Origin of the sequence: Bacillus sp. ISL-45, assembly GCF_018613195.1 — a bacterium.
Taxonomy (GTDB): domain Bacteria; phylum Bacillota; class Bacilli; order Bacillales; family Cytobacillaceae; genus Mesobacillus.
Genome location: NZ_JAGGQQ010000010.1, coordinates 49,692 through 68,548 on the forward strand (window position 1 = coordinate 49,692; position 18,857 = coordinate 68,548).

Annotated in this window: 16 protein-coding genes; 3 read left to right on the top strand and 13 right to left on the bottom strand. The window is 44.2% G+C overall.

Features of this window, described 5'->3' with window-relative positions:
• Positions 1-265 precede the first annotated feature (265 nt).
• Positions 266-1,264, bottom strand: coding sequence for a catabolite control protein A (gene ccpA, locus J7E35_RS14080; protein WP_214780758.1), 999 nt, complete (start codon positions 1,262-1,264; stop codon positions 266-268).
• Between the two features lie 263 nt (positions 1,265-1,527).
• Positions 1,528-2,601 (bottom strand): bifunctional 3-deoxy-7-phosphoheptulonate synthase/chorismate mutase, encoded by a 1,074-nt coding sequence (locus tag J7E35_RS14085; protein WP_214780759.1) that lies wholly within the window; start codon positions 2,599-2,601, stop codon positions 1,528-1,530.
• Positions 2,602-2,955: 354 nt separating this feature from the next.
• On the opposite strand from J7E35_RS14085, the gene J7E35_RS14090 reads away from it, so the two are divergent.
• Entirely contained in the window at positions 2,956-5,109 is a 2,154-nt protein-coding gene (locus J7E35_RS14090) for a cell division FtsA domain-containing protein (RefSeq protein WP_214780760.1), read from the top strand.
• 24 nt (positions 5,110-5,133) lie between these two features.
• On the opposite strand, the gene ytxJ is transcribed toward J7E35_RS14090, so the two are convergent.
• The 3 genes from ytxJ to J7E35_RS14105 form a co-directional block, all read right to left on the bottom strand.
• Positions 5,134-5,463 carry a bacillithiol system redox-active protein YtxJ gene (gene ytxJ, locus J7E35_RS14095; protein WP_214780761.1) on the bottom strand — a complete coding sequence of 110 codons (330 nt, stop codon included), beginning with the start codon at positions 5,461-5,463 and terminating at the stop codon, positions 5,134-5,136.
• Between the two features lie 119 nt (positions 5,464-5,582).
• The gene (locus J7E35_RS14100; protein WP_214780762.1) at positions 5,583-6,062 is read right to left on the bottom strand and encodes a YtxH domain-containing protein; all 480 of its coding nucleotides are present in this window, start codon (positions 6,060-6,062) and stop codon (positions 5,583-5,585) included.
• 17 nt (positions 6,063-6,079) lie between these two features.
• On the bottom strand, positions 6,080-6,559 hold the full coding sequence (locus J7E35_RS14105; RefSeq protein ID WP_214780764.1) for a DUF948 domain-containing protein: 480 nt from the start codon (positions 6,557-6,559) through the stop codon (positions 6,080-6,082).
• A 222-nt stretch (positions 6,560-6,781) separates the two neighbouring features.
• Between J7E35_RS14105 and J7E35_RS14110 the strand changes: the two genes are divergently transcribed.
• Positions 6,782-7,897 carry an aminopeptidase gene (locus J7E35_RS14110; protein WP_214780766.1) on the top strand — a complete coding sequence of 372 codons (1,116 nt, stop codon included), beginning with the start codon at positions 6,782-6,784 and terminating at the stop codon, positions 7,895-7,897.
• A 63-nt stretch (positions 7,898-7,960) separates the two neighbouring features.
• Here the strand turns inward: J7E35_RS14110 and murC are convergent, their stop codons facing one another.
• The 3 genes from murC to J7E35_RS23300 all read right to left on the bottom strand — a co-directional run bounded on the left by murC (position 7,961) and on the right by J7E35_RS23300 (position 14,233).
• Positions 7,961-9,262: a UDP-N-acetylmuramate--L-alanine ligase gene (gene murC, locus J7E35_RS14115; protein ID WP_214780768.1), complete on the bottom strand. Its 1,302-nt coding sequence runs from the start codon at positions 9,260-9,262 to the stop codon at positions 7,961-7,963.
• Positions 9,263-9,569: 307 nt separating this feature from the next.
• Entirely contained in the window at positions 9,570-10,670 is a 1,101-nt protein-coding gene (locus J7E35_RS14120; protein WP_214780770.1) for a nicotinate phosphoribosyltransferase, read from the bottom strand.
• An 83-nt stretch (positions 10,671-10,753) separates the two neighbouring features.
• Positions 10,754-14,233, bottom strand: coding sequence for a DNA translocase FtsK (locus J7E35_RS23300; protein WP_251040993.1), 3,480 nt, complete (start codon positions 14,231-14,233; stop codon positions 10,754-10,756).
• 325 nt (positions 14,234-14,558) lie between these two features.
• Here J7E35_RS23300 and J7E35_RS14130 point away from each other — a divergent pair, with 325 nt between their 5' ends.
• The gene (locus J7E35_RS14130; RefSeq protein WP_214780772.1) at positions 14,559-14,726 is read left to right on the top strand and encodes a hypothetical protein; all 168 of its coding nucleotides are present in this window, start codon (positions 14,559-14,561) and stop codon (positions 14,724-14,726) included.
• A 140-nt stretch (positions 14,727-14,866) separates the two neighbouring features.
• Here the strand turns inward: J7E35_RS14130 and J7E35_RS14135 are convergent, their stop codons facing one another.
• From J7E35_RS14135 to J7E35_RS14155, 5 genes are all read right to left on the bottom strand, one after another.
• Entirely contained in the window at positions 14,867-15,661 is a 795-nt protein-coding gene (locus tag J7E35_RS14135; protein ID WP_214780773.1) for a DUF1444 domain-containing protein, read from the bottom strand.
• Between the two features lie 84 nt (positions 15,662-15,745).
• Positions 15,746-16,060, bottom strand: coding sequence for a thioredoxin family protein (locus J7E35_RS14140; protein ID WP_214780774.1), 315 nt, complete (start codon positions 16,058-16,060; stop codon positions 15,746-15,748).
• Between the two features lie 258 nt (positions 16,061-16,318).
• Positions 16,319-16,822 carry a hypothetical protein gene (locus J7E35_RS14145; protein WP_214780775.1) on the bottom strand — a complete coding sequence of 168 codons (504 nt, stop codon included), beginning with the start codon at positions 16,820-16,822 and terminating at the stop codon, positions 16,319-16,321.
• A 351-nt stretch (positions 16,823-17,173) separates the two neighbouring features.
• Entirely contained in the window at positions 17,174-17,701 is a 528-nt protein-coding gene (locus J7E35_RS14150; protein ID WP_214780776.1) for a DUF84 family protein, read from the bottom strand.
• 66 nt (positions 17,702-17,767) lie between these two features.
• Positions 17,768-18,841, bottom strand: coding sequence for a M42 family metallopeptidase (locus J7E35_RS14155; protein ID WP_214780777.1), 1,074 nt, complete (start codon positions 18,839-18,841; stop codon positions 17,768-17,770).
• Between the last annotated feature and the right edge of the window lie 16 nt (positions 18,842-18,857).

An 18,857-nucleotide genomic window follows, 5' to 3' on the forward strand; every position in this document is an offset into this window, starting at 1 on the left:
CCACTCCTGACTTTGTCTGAAGTGACCCCAGGTTCAGACAAAATTACGGCTTCCACTCCCGATTTTGTCTGAAGTGACCTCAGGTTCAGACAAAGTTGCGGCTTCCCCTCCCGATTTTGTCTGAAGTGACCTCAGGTTCAGACAAAATTGCGGCTTCCCCTCCCGATTTTGTCTGAAGTGACCTCAAGTTCAGACAAAATTACGGCTTCCACTCGGGATTTTGTCTGAAAAGAGCCCCTCGCATCAACTGCAAGGGGCTCTTCTGTTATTTCGTTGATTTCCTGTTCTCAATCCGGTGCGGAAGGACGACGATATTCTCATCTACGTTTTCTTTGTTCATATACTTCGTCAGTAAGCGCATGGCAACTGCTCCAATATCGTATAAAGGCTGGACAATTGTTGTAAGCTGCGGACGTACCATAAGAGTTAGCCTTGTGTTATCCGAACTGATGACTTCGAAATCATCAGGGACGCTGTAGCCGCGGTCAAATGCCCCATGGATAACCCCAAGGGCCATTTCATCCGAGCCGACAAGGATTGCTGTTGGTTTCTGATTAAGCTCGAGGATTCTTTCAATTGCCTCGAGGCCTGAATCATACGTATAATCCCCTTCGACAACAAGCTCTTCGTTATACTGAATTCCTGCATCTTTTAAAGCTCGCTTATATCCTTCAAGCTTCTTATCCTTATTGATTGGCTCAATCTGAGGCCCAATGACGAATGCGATTTCTTTGTGGCCTTTTTCAACAAAAGTTGATACAGCATCGAAAGTTGCCTGCTCATAATCAATATTGACTGATGGAATTTCACCCGTTTCCTCAATTGAGCCTGCAAGGACAATCGGGACCGGGGATTTCTTGAATTCTTCAACATGCTCGGCCTTAATATTGCCGCCCATGAAAACAATTCCGTCTACTTGTTTGCCGAGCATTGTGTTTAACAGATGCAGTTCTTTTTCAATATTCTGGTCTGAGTTGCTCAAGATAATGTTGTATTTGTACATCGTGGCAATATCTTCGATTCCCCTTGCCAGCTCAGCAAAAAACGGGCTTGCAATATCAGGGATGATGACACCGACAGTCGTCGTCTTTTTGCTTGCCAGTCCCCTGGCAACAGCATTCGGTCGGTAGCCCAGACGGTCAATGACCTCCATGACTTTCTTCCTTGTTGCTGGCTTTACATTCGGGTTTCCATTGACAACACGTGAAACCGTTGCCATTGAAACGTTCGCTTCCCGTGCAACATCATATATTGTAATATTCATCTATTTCACTCCTTAAGGTAATAAACGGCGCTTTTCAGTTAGTTTACAGCAAAAATTGCCACAATAATCATATTTTAAGTTTGTGATTATATGTACAAGCATAATTATGTTATTAATCATACGACATCCTTATCAATCCCGCAATGTGAACAACTTAATTTAATGCATTTTTAACACTATTTCTGTTAAAATCGCTTCTTTTTACGTTACCCTAAAACCTACAATAAAAAAACCTTCCTAAAAAAAGGAAGGTTTCAAGAACTCTATACTCTCACGAACGGAGTGGATTTTAATCCTTCTAAAAACTCATCAAACTGCTTCAGATCCATTTGCTGGGCATTGTCGGATAATGCTACTGCTGGATCTGGGTGAACTTCTGCCATTACTCCATCTGCCCCGATTGCAAGTGCAGCTTTGGCTGCCGGCAGCAGCAGGTCTCTCCTGCCTGTAGAGTGGGTAACATCAACCATGACTGGTAAATGTGTTTCTTTTTTCAAAATTGGCACTGCTGAGATATCAAGTGTGTTCCTTGTAGCTCTTTCGTACGTCCGGATCCCCCGCTCACACAGGATGATTTGGCCATTGCCCTGTGCCATGATATATTCCGCCGCATTGATAAATTCTTCAATGGTCGCGGCCAGTCCACGCTTTAGTAATATAGGTTTATTCACTGCACCTGCAGCCTTTAGAAGCTCAAAGTTTTGCATATTCCGTGCGCCGATTTGGATAACATCAAGGTAGTCGACAGCGATTTCGATATCCGCAGGTGTGACGATTTCACTAATGACTGCCAGATCATATTCATCTGCGACTCTCTTCAAGATCTTCAGACCTTCTACTCCTAAACCCTGGAAGTCATAAGGTGAGGTCCTAGGCTTGAAAGCCCCGCCGCGCAGCATTTTAAAGCCTTTCGCTTTGACTGCTTCAGCAACGGTTGCCACTTGTTCATATGATTCAACTGAACAAGGACCAAAAACAAAGTCTGGTGTTCCATCACCGATTTTTAAACCCTTAATATCAATGATGGTATCCTCCGGCTTTTTCTTCCTGGAAACGAGAAGTGCTTTGCGGTGATCATCAGATTGAAGCTCCAGTCCTGCCTTGAAAACTTCTTTGAAAATATGTTCAATTGTGGAGTTTTCAAAAGGGCCGTTATTTTGCTCTTTGATCAAATCAAGCATTTCCCTCTCACGCACAGGGTCATAACGGTACACACCCTGAGTTTCTTTTGCACGGCCAATTTCCTGGACGAGCAGGGCTCTTTCATTAATTAATGATAGAAGCTCTAAATTCAATTCATCCACACGATTTCTTAGCTGGTCAAGATTTTTACTCATTTTCTGTCCCGTCCTTTCGGAATACATTTTAGCCCTGACACCAAGACTTTTCAAACAAAGAGGCACCAAATTCTTTAACTGCTGCTGTGTATAACCTGATCTCTTTACTGCACCAGGAAGTATAAAATCAGGTTTCTGCGGCTCCCAGCCTAAAGCAATGACATGATAAAGCCGATATTAGTATAGGAGCCCGTGGTGCAACAACGCAGTTAAAGTACTATGGATCAAGCTGTATAATGTGATAATGGTAATTATATCTGAAATAATTTGGATTGTCACGCAAAATTCTTTAATAATTAAACGCTTTTAAGTGATAAAGCATCGTATGAGAACTTAAGTTAGAGGGTGCATGGTGTGCATGTAAATAATAAATTGTTTGCGCTAGATATAGGAACCAGGTCTGTAGTAGGAATAATCCTGGAGGAAACGGATGGTCATTATGAAGCGGTCGACATCATGATCCGGGAACACAAGGATAGGTCGATGCTGGACGGCCAAATCCATGATGTCCTGTCAGTTTCCGAAATCATCACTGAAATTAAAGAAGCACTGGAAGTTTCACATGGCCCCTTGACCAAGGTCTGTGTCGCTGCAGCTGGCCGCGCGCTGAAAACAGAACAATCAAAAGCGGCAATTGATATTTCCGGCAAGCCGATGTTTTCAAAGCAGGATATCCTCCACCTTGAATTAAGTGCAGTCCAACAGGCACAAGCAGCTGTTGCTGGTGAAAAAAACAATGAGCATCACTATTATTGTGTCGGATACTCCGTTCTTTATTACCAGCTTGATGGAGAAGGAATCGGCAGCCTGATTGACCAGCGGGGAAATGAAGCCTCTGTGGAAATCATTGCAACCTTCCTGCCAAAAGTTGTCGTTGAATCTTTGCTTGCTGCACTGGACAGGGCAGGACTTGAAATGGACGCACTTACTTTGGAACCGATTGCCGCGATCAACGTGCTGATTCCTGCCTCAATGAGGAGATTGAATGTCGCTCTTGTTGATATAGGCGCAGGGACTTCCGACATCGCGCTCACTGACTCAGGGACAGTAATTGCCTATGGAATGGTCCCAGTGGCAGGAGATGAAATTACGGAAGCTGTTAGTGATGAATTTCTGCTTGATTTCCCTCTTGCTGAAAAAGCAAAGCGGGACTTGCTTGTAAATCAAGCAATCTCGATCACAGACATACTTGGCTTTGAAACAGAGGTCAGCAAGGATGAAGCCGTTGAACGAATTGGTCCTGCGATTGACCGTTTGGCAGGAACGATCGGGGAGGAAATCCTGAAGTTGAATGGCAATAAATCGCCAAAAGCAGTCATGCTTGTTGGCGGTGGAAGTCTTACGCCCGATTTACCCAGAAGGCTCGCCGCTATTTTAAACCTCCCGGAAAACAGGGTTGCCATCCGTGGTCTCGATGCCATCAACTCTGTTTCCTTTGCAGCACATATTACGAAAGGCCCAGAACTTGTCACACCAATTGGAATCGCCATTGCTGCCAAGCAATCTCCTGTCCAATATCATACTGTTTATGTGAATGGACAGCCGGTAAGGCTTTTCGAAGTGAACAAATTGACAGTGGGCGACTGTCTGCTGGCTGCCGGGATAAAGATGAATAAGCTTTACGGCAGGCCGGGCCTCGCCATGATTGTCAGCCTGAACGGCAAAAATGTGACGATACCAGGTAAGCATGGGCAGCAGCCTGTGTTACTGAAAAATGGGATTTCCTGCTCGTTCGATGATCAAGTGGATGGAGGAGATCAACTCATTATCCAAAAGGGAGAGGATGGAGTCAGACCAGAATTGAGTCTTGGCGACTTAATCGGCGAGCTCCCATCCAAGATAGTTATAATGAATGGCCAAAGGTATGAAGTCAGCGCGAAGATGACCTGCAATAATCTCCCCGCATCGATGTCCAACCCAGTTGAGGACAGGGATGAGATCATTTTTGAAATGCCAGATACGATCGAAAGTATACTAAAGGAACTTAACCTTGCAGAATTGCTTAATGACACTCGCCCATTTTTGATAAAGATTGACGGAATCGAGCACAAGGTCACAGAGTTCATGGGAAAAATGTATGTTAATGGACTGGAAGCAAAATTACAAACTAAAATTGACCATCTAGATGATATCCGTTTTGAAAAAGGGAAGGAACCTTCCCTGGGAAGACTAGTAGAAAAATTGGGGCTCCCTGCTTCTGAATCCATGCCGATTTTTTTCAACGGCCAACAGGTCCAGCTCAAGCAGGAATTAATCGAATTCTTCCGCGGGGAAAATAAACTGGGAATGGACGAACGCATACATAGCGGAGACCTTTTAACCACTAAGCAAAAGGATGTGCAGCACTTCATCTTCCAGGATTTATTCAACTTTATACAGTTTGAAATCCCAAAGGACAGCCGAGGATTCACCTTATTAAAAAATGGGGAAAAAGCGGCGTTTGACGATCGTCTGGCACCTGGTGATGAGCTGAAAATAACCTTTGAGACCCCTATAGCAGCAAAGTAAAAAAACATCCAGCACGGATGTTTTTTACTTTGTATTTTCTTCTTTAGCGCCAGCCAATGATTTCGCAGTAATTTTAAAATGGGAAGCATGCCAGGCAACATCTGAATTCACAAATAGGATAGCTTGCGGTGATTCATGTTTAACATGAAATTTCTCAGCTATATGGTTGGACAGATCACGAGATTCCTGGACTGTCAGATAATATAAGTTATCGCTGCCATTGTTTTCGAACTTCGCGAATTCATCGTAACCAGCCGCGCTAATCGGGCAAGTCGTGCTGTGCTTCAGCATGAAGAATGTTTCTCCAGAATCGACAAGTTTGTCAAATTGTTCAATTGAATCAAGCTTTTTCATCCTACTCTCTCCTTTTATTAGCTTTTTACGATACCATTGTCGCAATTTCTGCGAAAAGGCTTTTTATAAAAAATAAAACGGTGAAGTTATCTTACCACTTCACCGTTTCATTGACAATTTTACTGATTCAGCTTGTTTTCTGTATCATCGAAAGCTTTTTGTGTTTCTTCAAGCTTCTTTTGGATTTCTTCTCCAGTGGCAGTATGCGTGTTTTCCATTGAGCTTGTCTCTGCCATTGAAGTAGGCACTTCTTGAAGTTCTCCCTCGTAGCCATCTGTATTCTGTGATGGATCTTCGCCCTTGTTCTTCATATCCTTCACCTTGTTCACAATGGTTGAAGACTGCTGCGAAACCGTTTCTTTCAAGCCGCTTGCCTTCTCCTTCGCTGCAGTTGCAAGATCAGCACTCTTGTTCTTCAGGGAAGAAGTTTGCTCATTTAGAGAGCCTCTTAACTCTTTTCCTGATTTAGGAGCAAGCAATAGTGCCGCCAGTGCCCCGGCAAGCCCCCCAACAATAGCTCCAGTCACAAAATCTCTGGAATTGCTGTCTGTCTCCCTCATTGATCCGTTTACCTCATACTGGCTTTGTTCCCTGTTCATTCTATCTCCACCTTTCATTAATACCGAACACGTTCACGCTGCTTCGTTACCATCTCTTCGCTCTCAAGCCGATGGTCAATCTTGGCTGTTTTTTTTGATTGCCACTTGTCCTTCAGTTCAAGGAATACATTACTCCACTGAACAACCTGTGAAATCTTGTCCTTATTCTTGTCAATCTGAAGATCAACCATGGACTGAACATTGTGAATAGATTGATTGAATCTCTGAACAGAATTTCCTACATCCCTCACAGCATTAACAACACCGTTCAAGCTCTCAGACTTTCTGGAAATATCGTCTGCCAAATTGTTTGTTTTGTGCAGAAGCTCCGTCGTTTCACGAGTCACTCCATCCAACTGCTTCTCCAGGCCATCAAGTGTGCCTGATACACTGTCTAAAGTTGATTGTAATGATTTAAGTGTCTTGGATAAAGAGACTACCAAAACCAAAAACGCGATTGCTATAACAGCAACACTTAGATACAAAATAATTTCCACTGTTGAACACCTCCGTTAGCATATGTACATTTTACCCCGCAGAATACGACATAAACCACCTTGTCTAATATGTATTTCAATAAAAGCATACCCTTTTCCTTCCTGATTAAGAATATCTTTCTGCAATTTAAAAATCCAGCATTCCATAGAATGAGCACAAAGTTCTGCGTTTCGGTTACAATATGATTATGTGTTTTATTTTTATACATAGGAGTGATTTCGGTGAAAGACCCTCGTATTCAAAAACTGGCAAAGAACCTGATCAATTATTCGGTCAAGCTTCAAAAAGGGGAAAAAGTCCTGATTGAGAACTTCGGGCTTCAGCGGGAGCTTGTTACGGCTCTCGTGAAAGAAGCATACGAAGCTGGAGGTTATCCATTTGTATCATTGAAGGACCACCAGGTGGATCGTTCATTGCTCATGGGTGCCCAGCAGGAGCAATTCGACATGATTGCTGAGTTTGAAGCTAATGTGATGAGTAAAATGGATGCATACATCGGCCTTCGTTCTGGAGATAACATCAATGAACATGCTGATGTTCCAGCAGACAAAATGAAGATTCATGGCAATACGGTTGGCAAGAAAGTTCATAGGGACATTCGCGTTCCAAAAACGAGATGGGTTGTTCTTCGTTACCCTAACTCGGCTATGGCACAGCTGGCGAAGATGAGTACTGAAGCCTTCGAAGATTTCTACTTCGACGTCTGTAACCTCGATTACGGAAAAATGGATAAGGCAATGGACAGCCTGGCAGACTTGATGAACCGTACAGATAAGGTACGAATCACCGGAGACGGAACCGACTTGACCTTCTCCATCAAAGATATCCCTGCTGTAAAATGTGCGGGTGAGCTGAATATACCTGATGGCGAAGTTTATACTGCTCCTGTTCGTGATTCAGTCAATGGCGTGATCACCTACAATACGCCGTCACCTTACCAGGGATTCACTTTCGAAAATGTTAAGCTGACTTTTAAGGATGGAAAAATCGTTGAAGCATCTGCAAATGATTCAGAGCGCATCAACAAGATTTTTGACACAGATGAAGGAGCTCGTTATGTCGGAGAATTTGCGATTGGCGTGAATCCATATATCCTCCATCCAATGCAGGATATCCTGTTCGATGAAAAAATCGACGGAAGCTTCCATTTCACACCTGGACAGTGCTATGACAATGCATTCAATGGCAACCATTCGAATATTCACTGGGATATGGTCAACATCCAGCGCCCAGAATATGGCGGCGGCGAGATTTATTTCGATGACGTTCTGATTCGTAAAGATGGACGATTTGTCATCCCTGAGCTCGAAGGCTTGAACCCTGAGAATTTAAAATAACGATAGAACTCAAGGGCATAAAATACGAAAAGGATGCGGACCAATTGGCCGCACCCTTTTTATTTATTCCTGTAATTGTTTCTCATATGCTTCCTGGAACTTCTGAATATCACCAGCGCCCATGAACAGGATGACGCCTTTGCTATGCTCTTTCAGAAGCGAGGTATCTTCCTCAGCGATGATTTCCGCGTCGTCGATTTTTTCTTTTAGATCAGTAATCGATAGCTTCCCATGATTTTCACGGGCTGAACCAAAGATTTCGCATAAATACACCTTATCCGCTTTATTCAAGCTTTCTGCAAATTCATTCAGGAAGGCTTGGGTCCTTGTAAAGGTGTGCGGCTGGAAAACCGCGACGATTTCACGATCAGGGTACTTCTGCTTTGCAGCTTCAATTGTTACTTTGATTTCTGTAGGATGATGTGCGTAGTCATCAATAATTACCTGGTCTGCAATTTTCTTTTCGGAAAATCTCCTTTTCACGCCTTCGAATGTCTCAAGCTGGGCCTGGATCACTTTGGATTCGATATTTTCGTAATGGCATAAAGCGATGACAGCCAGCGAGTTCAGGACATTATGGTCACCATAGGCCGGGATCGAAAACGTTTCATAGAAATTATTTCGGACAAAAACATCGAACGTCGTGCCCTCAGTGGACTTGACGATATTGCGAGCCTGGAAGTCATTTTCCTCGCCAAAACCATAAAATACGACAGGTACCTTGGCCTGGATTTTTTGCAGCTGCTCATCGTCACCACATGCGAAAATACCCTTTTTGACTTGCCATGACATCTCCTGGAATGCAGAGAAGACATCCTCGATATTGGCAAAGTAATCCGGGTGGTCAAAGTCGATATTCGTCATGATGGCGTAATCCGGGAAATAGGAAAGGAAATGACGGCGATACTCACAAGCTTCAAACACAAAGTATTGAGCATCCTTGTCACCCTTACCAGTGCCATCACCGATCAGGAATGATGTAGGTTTTGCACCTCTCATCACGTGCGCCAGCAATCCCGTAGTCGAAGTTTTTCCATGAGCCCCTGTAATCGCAACACTTGTAAAGTTTTGCATGAAATCACCAAGGAATCGGTGATATCTGATGATTGGAAGGCCAAGCTCCATTGCCTCCTGAATCTCCTCGTGAGTATCCGGATAGGCATTACCGGCGATAACCGTCATTCCAGGCTGTATATTTTCCTTATTAAACGGAAGGATCTTTATTCCAGATTTCTCAAGGGCTACCTGGGTAAAAAAGTGCTTATCATAATCGGAGCCCTGTACCTGATAATCCATATCATGGAGAACTTGAGCTAACGCACTCATTCCAGACCCCTTTATACCTACAAAATGGTAAATAGTCATATAAAGAACCTCCAACAACGTCTGTATGTAACACAGTATATGACAGATATCCCGATTTGCTCATTTCGCCTGTACACTGTATCACACAGTGCAAAATGCAAGACGGATGTGTCTGTCTTTCATGTATTGAATCATTATAACATCATTACGGTAAATAACACAGTTTCATTAGGACCGCTTCCAAGAGGATTGGCTTTTTCGCCAAAACCCATATCCAAAAGGCAGTGCCTGCCCAATGATTCTCTCTGTTAAAAATGCCATCATGAATAAAAGTACATATTCCCTTAGTTAGTTGCTTTCAAACTTGTTAAAATTCGACTCTTTCAAGACGGGGATTCGGCCTGAACCTTCTGCCTGACTTTGCCTGATGCTTTCCATTCAACATGACATTGTCGCCAGTAAAACCTATTTGCAATTTTAACAGGCTGCCGCCTACGCCATACATATCGACGGGCACATCATGCTTTTCAAACTCCAGTATCCTTTTTTCGCTGAAGCCTCCGCTGACAACAATTTTAACATGGTCAAAGCCTTCATCATCAAGTGCTTTTCTTAATGCGAAAATCAATTCAGCGTTCACTCCGCGTGGGTCGAATGTTCCCAGCAAGTGCTGATTGCGCAGGAAGTACTGGTCGATTAGTGTTCGGGAAGTATCTACCCTGACACCCTTCAGCTTTTCCCCAAATTCTCTTGCGACCTTCAAAGAGTCAGTAATCGCATCATTATTATAATCAACAAGAGCGATCAAATCATCATTCGGAAAGGTTTCGTGGTAAGCCCGGGTTGCTGCGACGATATCTCCGTTGAACATTTGGATCAATGCATGCGGCATCGTTCCAATACCATGCTTTCCCCACCATTCATTCATCGCATGGGTGGCCTGGGCCGTGGCGCCTCCAATATAGGCAGCATAACCATCACCAGCCTGTGTTGTATAATGGTCATCACGGTCTCCCATGAAAATGACCGGCTTTTGCTTACCTGAATAACTCGCTGCCTTCACAACATTGTAAACATTCGTCGAGACAGAAGTTCTTCTCGCCAGGATGCCATCGATAATTCCCTCAAGATAACCAAAACTCTGGTAAGGACCTGTAATGGTCAAGACCGTTTCAAACGGAGAGATTTTATCCCCATCCTTAAGTGAATGGATCTCCAGTTCCTCAGGGTGGTCCGCAAATGTTTTTACCAGGGCGATCACTTCATCCGTACCACACAAAACAGCTTCGTCCTTCTGGAAAAACTGCATGGTGATGATATTGTCTTCTTGGTATTTCTTTACGAGCTCCCGAGTCTTAAGGAAATACACAGCTGAAAACCAGCCGTCCCGGATCCTTTCATCAAATTTAAATGTATGATTGGTCAGGCGGCGGATTTTCCCCTGCATTTTCAATTCTATTTCTTTCATCCAAAAAGCTCCTTCAATAACAACCCAACGTCTATAGGCATTTATCCTTATTATAATTACATGCAGATAAAGAATACCACTTATTAATTGAATGCACTAGTTTCCTGGAAGGCCTCAAGGTCAGCGGCAGTAATCAGGACATCCCTTGGCTTGCTGCCCTTTCCCTCAGAAATGAACCCATGCTGCTCCATCATTTCAATAAGTCGGGCCGCACGGTTATAGCCGATTTTAAAACGGCGCTGGACGCTTGATGTGGAAGCGCCGCCCTGATCGATGACAAATTCACAGGCTTCATAGAAAAGCTCGTCTTCGTCTTCCGTCACCTGAGCCTTCTTGAGAAGTTCCTCCTGTTCAAACAAATATTGTGGATTCCTCTGCTCCCTGACAAATGCAACGATGTCATCAATCTCATTGTCTGTCACGTAGGTTCCCTGCAGACGGAATGGCTTTGATGATCCATTTTCCAGGAACAGCATATCCCCGCGGCCCAGCAGCTTCTCCGCTCCACTGATATCAATGATTGTCCTGGAATCCACTTGCGAGGAAACAGAGAAGGCAATTCTTGTAGGAACATTTGCTTTAATCAAGCCTGTAATAACATCCACAGAAGGACGCTGCGTCGCGATTATCAAATGGATTCCGCAGGCACGGGCCTTTTGCGCAATCCGGCAAATAGCCTCCTCAACATCCCCCGGTGCCATCATCATCAGATCTGCCAGCTCATCGATCACAATGACGATATATGGTAGCTTTTCAGAAAACCTGCGGTGTTTCTCGGCAAGCTCATTGAACCTTCCAATATCCCGGACACCAGTATGAGCGAACAACTCATATCGGCGCTCCATTTCCTCTACTGCCCACTTGAGCGAGGCTGTCGCTGCCTTTACATCTGTGATGACCGGGCTGACAAGGTGCGGAATGCGGTTATAAGGTGCCAATTCAACCATTTTCGGGTCAATCAGCAGCAGCTTCACCTCATCTGGATGTGCTTTATAAAGCAGGCTCACCAGCATCGTATTGATGCAGACACTCTTCCCCGATCCAGTGGCACCAGCAATCAATCCGTGAGGCATCTTTTTCAGATCAGTCACAATTGGATTTCCGGCGATATCAAGACCCAGAGCCACCGATAATGGTGATTCAAGATCCATAAAACCTGCTGACTGTAAAATTTCACTTAATAATACGGGCCTGCTCGAGTGGTTCGGCACTTCAATGCCGATTGTGTGCTTTCCTGGTATTGGAGCCTCGATTCGAATATCCTTCGCCGCAAGGCTTAGTTTTATGTCATCTGATAGATTGGTAATTTTATTGACTTTAACACCAGGTTCTGGCTGTACCTCAAAACGGGTAACAGATGGCCCCTGTGTCACATTGACTACTCTCGCACCTACATTAAAATTCCTCAGGGTATCGTTGAGCATTTGTTCCTGTTCTGAAAGCCATTCAGGATCAGGTGCTTTGAACACAGGAGGGCTCAACAATTCCAGCGGCGGGAAATCGTATACCGCTGCTGGATGGACATCGTGCTGCAGGGTGGATTCATGTTCAGGTGATCCGATTCCCCCTCGCTCGGACTGGCCGTTCACTTGTATAGAAGAGGAATATGCTGCAGCGGGCTCGGCTTGTGACTTTTCTTCACTTAATGTCGATGGAGCTTCTTCAAGATTAACTCCTGATAAAGTGACCGCCTTTGTTCCATCCTCTTCAGAACCAGCTATAATAGTTAATGCTTCTTGCTGTTTTTGAGTCTCAACAACTGTTAAAATTTCATGCTCGCCAGCTGATTGCTCCTTCTCCTGTACTGGATGAACATCTGGAAGGCGATCCGTGGACAGCTCTTCTTCGGCCGCTTTGTTTTTCTGAGCAGACGAGGATCCTTCAAAATCGGTATGAATTTCCTTCGACTCGGACTTTTCCGAACCACCAGTCTTTCTTTCTTCAGTCATAAAAGAGGGATATTTAGACGTGTTGCGCGCTTCCCACTTCCTCTTGTCCTGCTTAAGCATAAGAACATTAAATGGAAGCTGCCTTTTGTGTTCTGAAGGCTTATTCTCTATTTTTGGTTCAGCATCATGACTCGGTTCAGCATCTGATTCCTCATTAGTATCTACAGTCTCCGTGATTTGTTCACTATGAACAGTGACAGGCTGGCCATAATTATCTTCAGCTTTCGGTTGATAGTCTGTTGTTTCTGACTCTTCCTCGCTTTGCTGATAGCCGATTGTTTCTGACTCTTTCTCGCTTTGCTGATAGCCGATTGTTTCTGACTCTTTCTCGCTTTGCTGATAGCCGATTGTTTCTGACTCTTCCTCGATCTGTTGATATCCGATTGTTTCTGACTCTTCCACGCTTTGTTGATATCCGGTTTCAGATTCTTCCTGGCTTTGTAGGGAGTCAGTTTCTTCCGAATCTCCTAGACTATGTTGTAAGCCGGTCTGTCCTGATACTTCAGGAATAGGCACAAGACTGGTCTCTTTTGTTTCTTCCTGGCTTTGCTGAGAACCGGCCTCTGCTGATTCTACATGACTTTCTTGATAGACGGTCTCTGTCAGGTCAAGGTGGGAATCAATCACTTCTATCTCTTCCGGTACTTGGTTCGAATCAATCAATTCTATCTTTTCCTGATCAGGTTCATAGCGTAATGCTTGTGGCTCTTTGACCACAAGCTCATTTCCGGCCTCAGTCAGCGTTTCAATTTGTGGATCTGCATGACTAAACTCAGGCTCATTATCGAGAATGATATCAATTGCCTCAGATTCCAGGTCCCACTGTTCTACTCGTTCCTCGATTTCAGTGACCTCAAAATCCTGGGTTTCAGCAAGATCATCTTCTATGTATATTTCTTGTGTCAGTTCCTCATTATGAACTTTTGTTGAATCAGGAAATGCCTCTACAGCAGGTGCTTGCGGCATCCTGTTTGTATCGGTTTGACTGGATTGTTCAACCAGGCCCGCTTGACTCCTCTCAAAACCAGTCAGTTCAAATTCAACATCCTCAAGATTTGTTTGGGTCTGCCTTTTACTAGGAGGCCTGTTAAACGCATAAATCGGTGACGGTATTTCTGTTGGCCTGAATGGCTGCCGGAATTTAGGTCCGCTGTCCTTCCGTGTTTCATAATGGAACTTCGTTGCAGGTTCCTCGGGTTTTTTTGGCCTGGATGCTTCATTTGGTTTCCTCTTAGGTTCACGTCTGAAAGTGCTTCGAGCATCCACGACGGAATCCTGGTGCGGATCGTGAAAAGAATCACTTTCAGATTGACGTTCATTCATCCTCAACGAACCGTGCTCTTTAATGAAAGGCTTTATTTCATCAATTTGGCTGGCCCTTTCCTGCCGCCCCTTTCTCGGCTTTGTTTTTTCAGGGGCTGGGTTCTCATCCGGGATCAGCGGGAAACGAAACTGACCTTTTGGATATTGATATAATACTTTTGCTTCTATATCCCTTTTTTCACTCTTCTCACTTTTTAATGGCTTTGAGACAGGCTGATCCTGATCCATACCAGTAAATTCATCATCGTTATCGTTTTGGAACTTGGTAAAAATCTTTTTAATCCAACTCAATTTAAATCACTCTTTCTTTCGCATTTCATTATTATTTTAACAGTAAATCCATATTTTTCGAGATAAATTGAAAGAATGAGCATTTTTTACGAGAAGAAATCTTCTGGAACAATCAACTTTAGGCTCAGTTATTTACAAAACATGGCACCGGATGTACATAAAGGAAAGTGCAAGCACCTTGGTCAGCCCCGACAAGCGCTGCCCGCCTATAACGCCACGTCCTCCCAAAAGCTAACGCTTTCGGTCGTGCGATGCATCGCTTCGAAGTATTTCTTATCCTGTGGCTGGCGGGTCTAGCACAACGTGTGCCTCGGAGGGCCGACCGGTGAAGTCGTTCTTTGACTTCATTGGGCGGACTGAAACCGGAAAGTATAGCCGACTGTCCAGAAACGCAGAAACTGGAGACTCCGACCCTTCCGGCGGAGTTGAAGTTTCGGAGTTTCTAGGAGGCGACACTAGACAAACGTCTCGAGGAGTTAGGAGCCGCAGCTAGACAAGCGACTCGAGCTGCTCAAAGCTAACGCTTCTCGCAAGATACTCGAGGAAACACTCTCAGGGATGAAAACTGGCTAGGCGCTGGAACTAGACAATGGAAAAAAGCCCGATAATTCCGGGCTTTCGCTTCTTTCCTTACTAGTCCTTTTTTGTTTTTCCTAAAATAAAGATTGGTTCAAGTTCTCCATCTTCATACAGGAAACTCAGAGCAGTGATTGGCACTCTTCCACTCGCAAAAAAGCTCATTGTCATCTGGGCCAAAATATCATAGCCTGTGTTATTTTCCACATCGGCGATAATCAAGACATCTTGATGGGGAACCGCCACAGTCATGGTTCCCTTCATCCTTTTCTTCATTTCATTCAAAAAGCTCGTATTCAAAATCCTGCTCGCATCATAACCGTCATTCGTATTGAGGAAATAAAAGGTGTTCTCGGCCACACGATCCTCTTTTATTTTTACGGAGAGGGAACGGACATTGAACAAAGCGGTCTCGCGGACCTGACCCGCTGACCATCCTTCTTTTTTCAAAAGCTTCGAATCAATCAGCCTGTATGTTGTGCCTAAATCCAAAGCATAATAGATCCTTGTTTCGGCGGTATGATCATCATAAAGAAAGGGAACCCCTTCCTCGGCTTCAGATGGGAAGGACGTCGAACGGATGACAGGAAAAATATTCTTTTCCTTTCCTGACAGTTCGAGCTGGCTTTCCATGGCATTGAGGCCTTCCGTTACATAATAGACCACCTCATCAATCGCTTTTTCCTTCTGATCCTGCCACTTGGCGACAATCCCAGGCAAGGCAATGGTGATGCCGCGTCCAGTCGTTTTATTTTCAATTCTCAACTGATCCTTTTCCCTGTCATAGGAAAAAGTCCGATCGGGATGTTGAAGACGATTCTCCAGCTCTTTACGCATTTTTCTGCTATCCATAGTACTACCCTCCATTTCTTCAGGAGTTTCTGCAACTCATTTTACATGAAATTTCCCTCCACCTCAAAAGATGGAGGGAAAGATTTAAGCAAGACCTTCAATGAAATTTTCGATTTCAGTCTGTGTCTTTCTGTTCTTGCTGACAAAACGGCCAAGCTCTTTGCCATTTTCAAAAGCGACGAAGCTAGGAATGCCGAAAACATCCAGCTGGATGCAAAGATCGATAAAATCATCACGATCGACCGAAACAAATTCGTAATCGCTGTATTTGCTTTCAATTTCAGGCAACACTGGCTCGATTACACGGCAATCCGGGCACCAGCCCGCTGTAAATAAAAATATATGCTTGCCATCGTTTTTCAACGCTTCAAACTGTTCCATTGATTCCAAGTTTTTCATAACATATCCTCCCGGAAAAATCTCATTGTACTTCCCTTATTTTACCCATGCATGTTTAAAAAAGAAACTAATCTGATTTAAGCTTTTTTGGCAAAAGCTGGAGCCAGACAATCCGCTGGCTGCATTAATCTGCACTCTAAATACAGGCTCTTTTCGCAAACATTGTTGCTTTCACAAAATGAGGGTGCAGGATCGGTACGAAAAGCAACAATTCCGGAAGTGCCCAATTAAAAAAAAACGCCATCAAATTGAATGGCGTCAGTTCATTTTAACCGAGTTGGCAATTTGCATCATCGCTTCTGCGTCTTCTTTTACGTTCTCAGTTTCGGTAGTCAATTTGACGCCGCCAATCCCGACAATCAGCTGATAATGGTTTTCTTTCAGCTTTTTAACAAGTAAATAGCCAAATTTCCCATCCTTACTGAAGGTCTCATTAGCATCCCATTCCTTCTGCTGCTTCACAGTAGAATCATAGACGACTTTACTATCTTCAAGTTCATGCTGGTTGTAAAAAAGGATATATGTTTTTTCTCCATCTTTGAGCAGTACATTATTAGGTGTTTCTTTATCTACCTTGACACTGGTCGGCAAATAATAATCTATGTCTTTTGTACTATTGTTTGTTTTTTCAGGTTGGCTTTCGAAGGTGGCCGCTACTTCCTCTTTTATGTCAGCCTTTTGTTCGGAAAATGAGGCAGAACAGGCGCTCAGCAGAAATACCCCTGCTACAACAAGCCCAAATGCCCTTCTGAACTTTATCATACTTTCTTCCCCCTTGCTAAGGACTTATCCACTTCTTTTCTATCATACCTTTCTTAAATGATGGGTGACAAGGCTTCGTTTACACTTTTTGGTGAAATTTATGGTATTTTTCAGAAATTTGTCGAGAAATATTAGTTTACAGGCGATTGCGGAATAAACCTTTAGTTGCTAGCCCGGAAGTTATTAGGGGTTTCTTCTTCCTTTTATTAGGATCTCTCTCTGGCAACAATCTTCACCAAATGAATTTTATATATTTGACCTAATCAGCTTTTCAGGACACCAATATGGATATATGCTTTTTCCCAAGAGTCTGAATGAATTGAAAGAAGGAGTAAAGAAAAAAACAGCCTTTTAGACTGTCTTTTTATCTTGCCCTATTTGATATTCATATTGTCCGGCAAGCAGTTTCATGACATGTGTGAACATTTCACTTCTGTTGATTTGTCCATTCGTGAAAATCCCGACTGCTCCTTCGTTTTTGCGGACGTTTTGTTTTTTTGCATATTCGTCCATCACTGGGCCTAGTTCAGCACCCTTCAATAACTGCCCGGCAATCTCTTCGGGAAGCGGAATCCTTGCGCCGCCGGCAATGATTGGCTCCATTCCTTTTACAGCCAAAGCCCCCCAGTTGCATAGCATCAGTCCAAATGGAGTCTGCTGGACGCCGCCTTCCAGTCCAATCCCGATATCAGCTTCAGTTCTTTCGGCCGCCTGTATGGCCCTGTTGACTGCCCCTTTGATGGTTTCCTCGTCAGACATCGGCTGCTCGCTCACACCTGATTCAGCATCAACAGAAACGATTTTGTATGGACCCTCCATGAACGCGCCCTTAACCGCGTTTATTTTAGCCGGATTCTTTGAACCAATAGCAACTCGCATAATTTATGCCACCTTTCTTGCATGAAAAAGGAGCAGTTTTTACCTGCCCCCTTCATTTCCTTTTTATTAGCTATTATTCTTGATTGTTTCCACAGTTGTTTTATCTGCTGCTTTTACAAGCTTGACTAGAAGTTCTTTTGCAGCCGCATAGTCATCGACATGGATCATAGATGCTGCGGTATGGATGTAGCGTGAGCAGATGCCGATTACGGCACTCGGAATCCCCTGATTGGAAGTATGCACTCTTCCTGCATCCGTTCCGCCCTGGGACACGAAGTACTGGTAAGGAATATCATGAGTTTCAGCCATATCAAGGATGAACTCTCTCATGCCTCTGTGCGTGACCATTGAGCGGTCAAGGATTCTTAACAGAGTTCCCTTGCCAAGCTGGCCGAACTCATTCTTATCACCTGACATATCATTAGCCGGGCTTGCATCCAATGCGAAGAAGATGTCCGGGTCGATCATGTTCGCAGCAGTCTGCGCGCCTCTTAAGCCGACCTCTTCCTGGACCGTAGCACCTGAGTAAAGCGTGTTCGGCAGCTGAATGTCCTTTGTTTCCTTTAACAGCTCAATAGCCAGGCCGCAGCCATAGCGATTATCCCAAGCTTTAGCAAGAATCTTCTTGTCGTTTGCCATTGGAGTGAACGGACAGATCGGTACGATTTGCTGACCTGGTTTGATGCCGATGTTGATGGCATCTTCTTTATCGTCTGCACCGATATCAATCAGCATGTTCTTGATTTCCATCGGCTTGTTGCGCTTCGACTCATCCAGCAGATGAGGAGGAATCGAGCCAATTACGCCTGTTACCGGTCCATTTTTCGTGATGATCTGGACGCGCTGTGCTAGCAGTACCTGGCTCCACCAGCCGCCAAGGGTCTGGAATCGGATCATCCCGTTTTTCGTGATCGATGTGACCATGAATCCAACTTCATCCATATGTCCGGCAACCATGATTTTCGGGCCGTTCGTATCACCTTTTTTAACGCCGAAAACACTGCCCAGTTTATCCTGGATCAGTTCATCCGAATACTGCTCCAATTGCTCGCGCATGAATTTGCGGACTGCATGCTCGTTGCCTGGTGCTCCAGGAAGTTCTGTCAATGTCTTAAACAGACTCAATGTTTGCTCGTTCATATAACTTCTCCTTCTC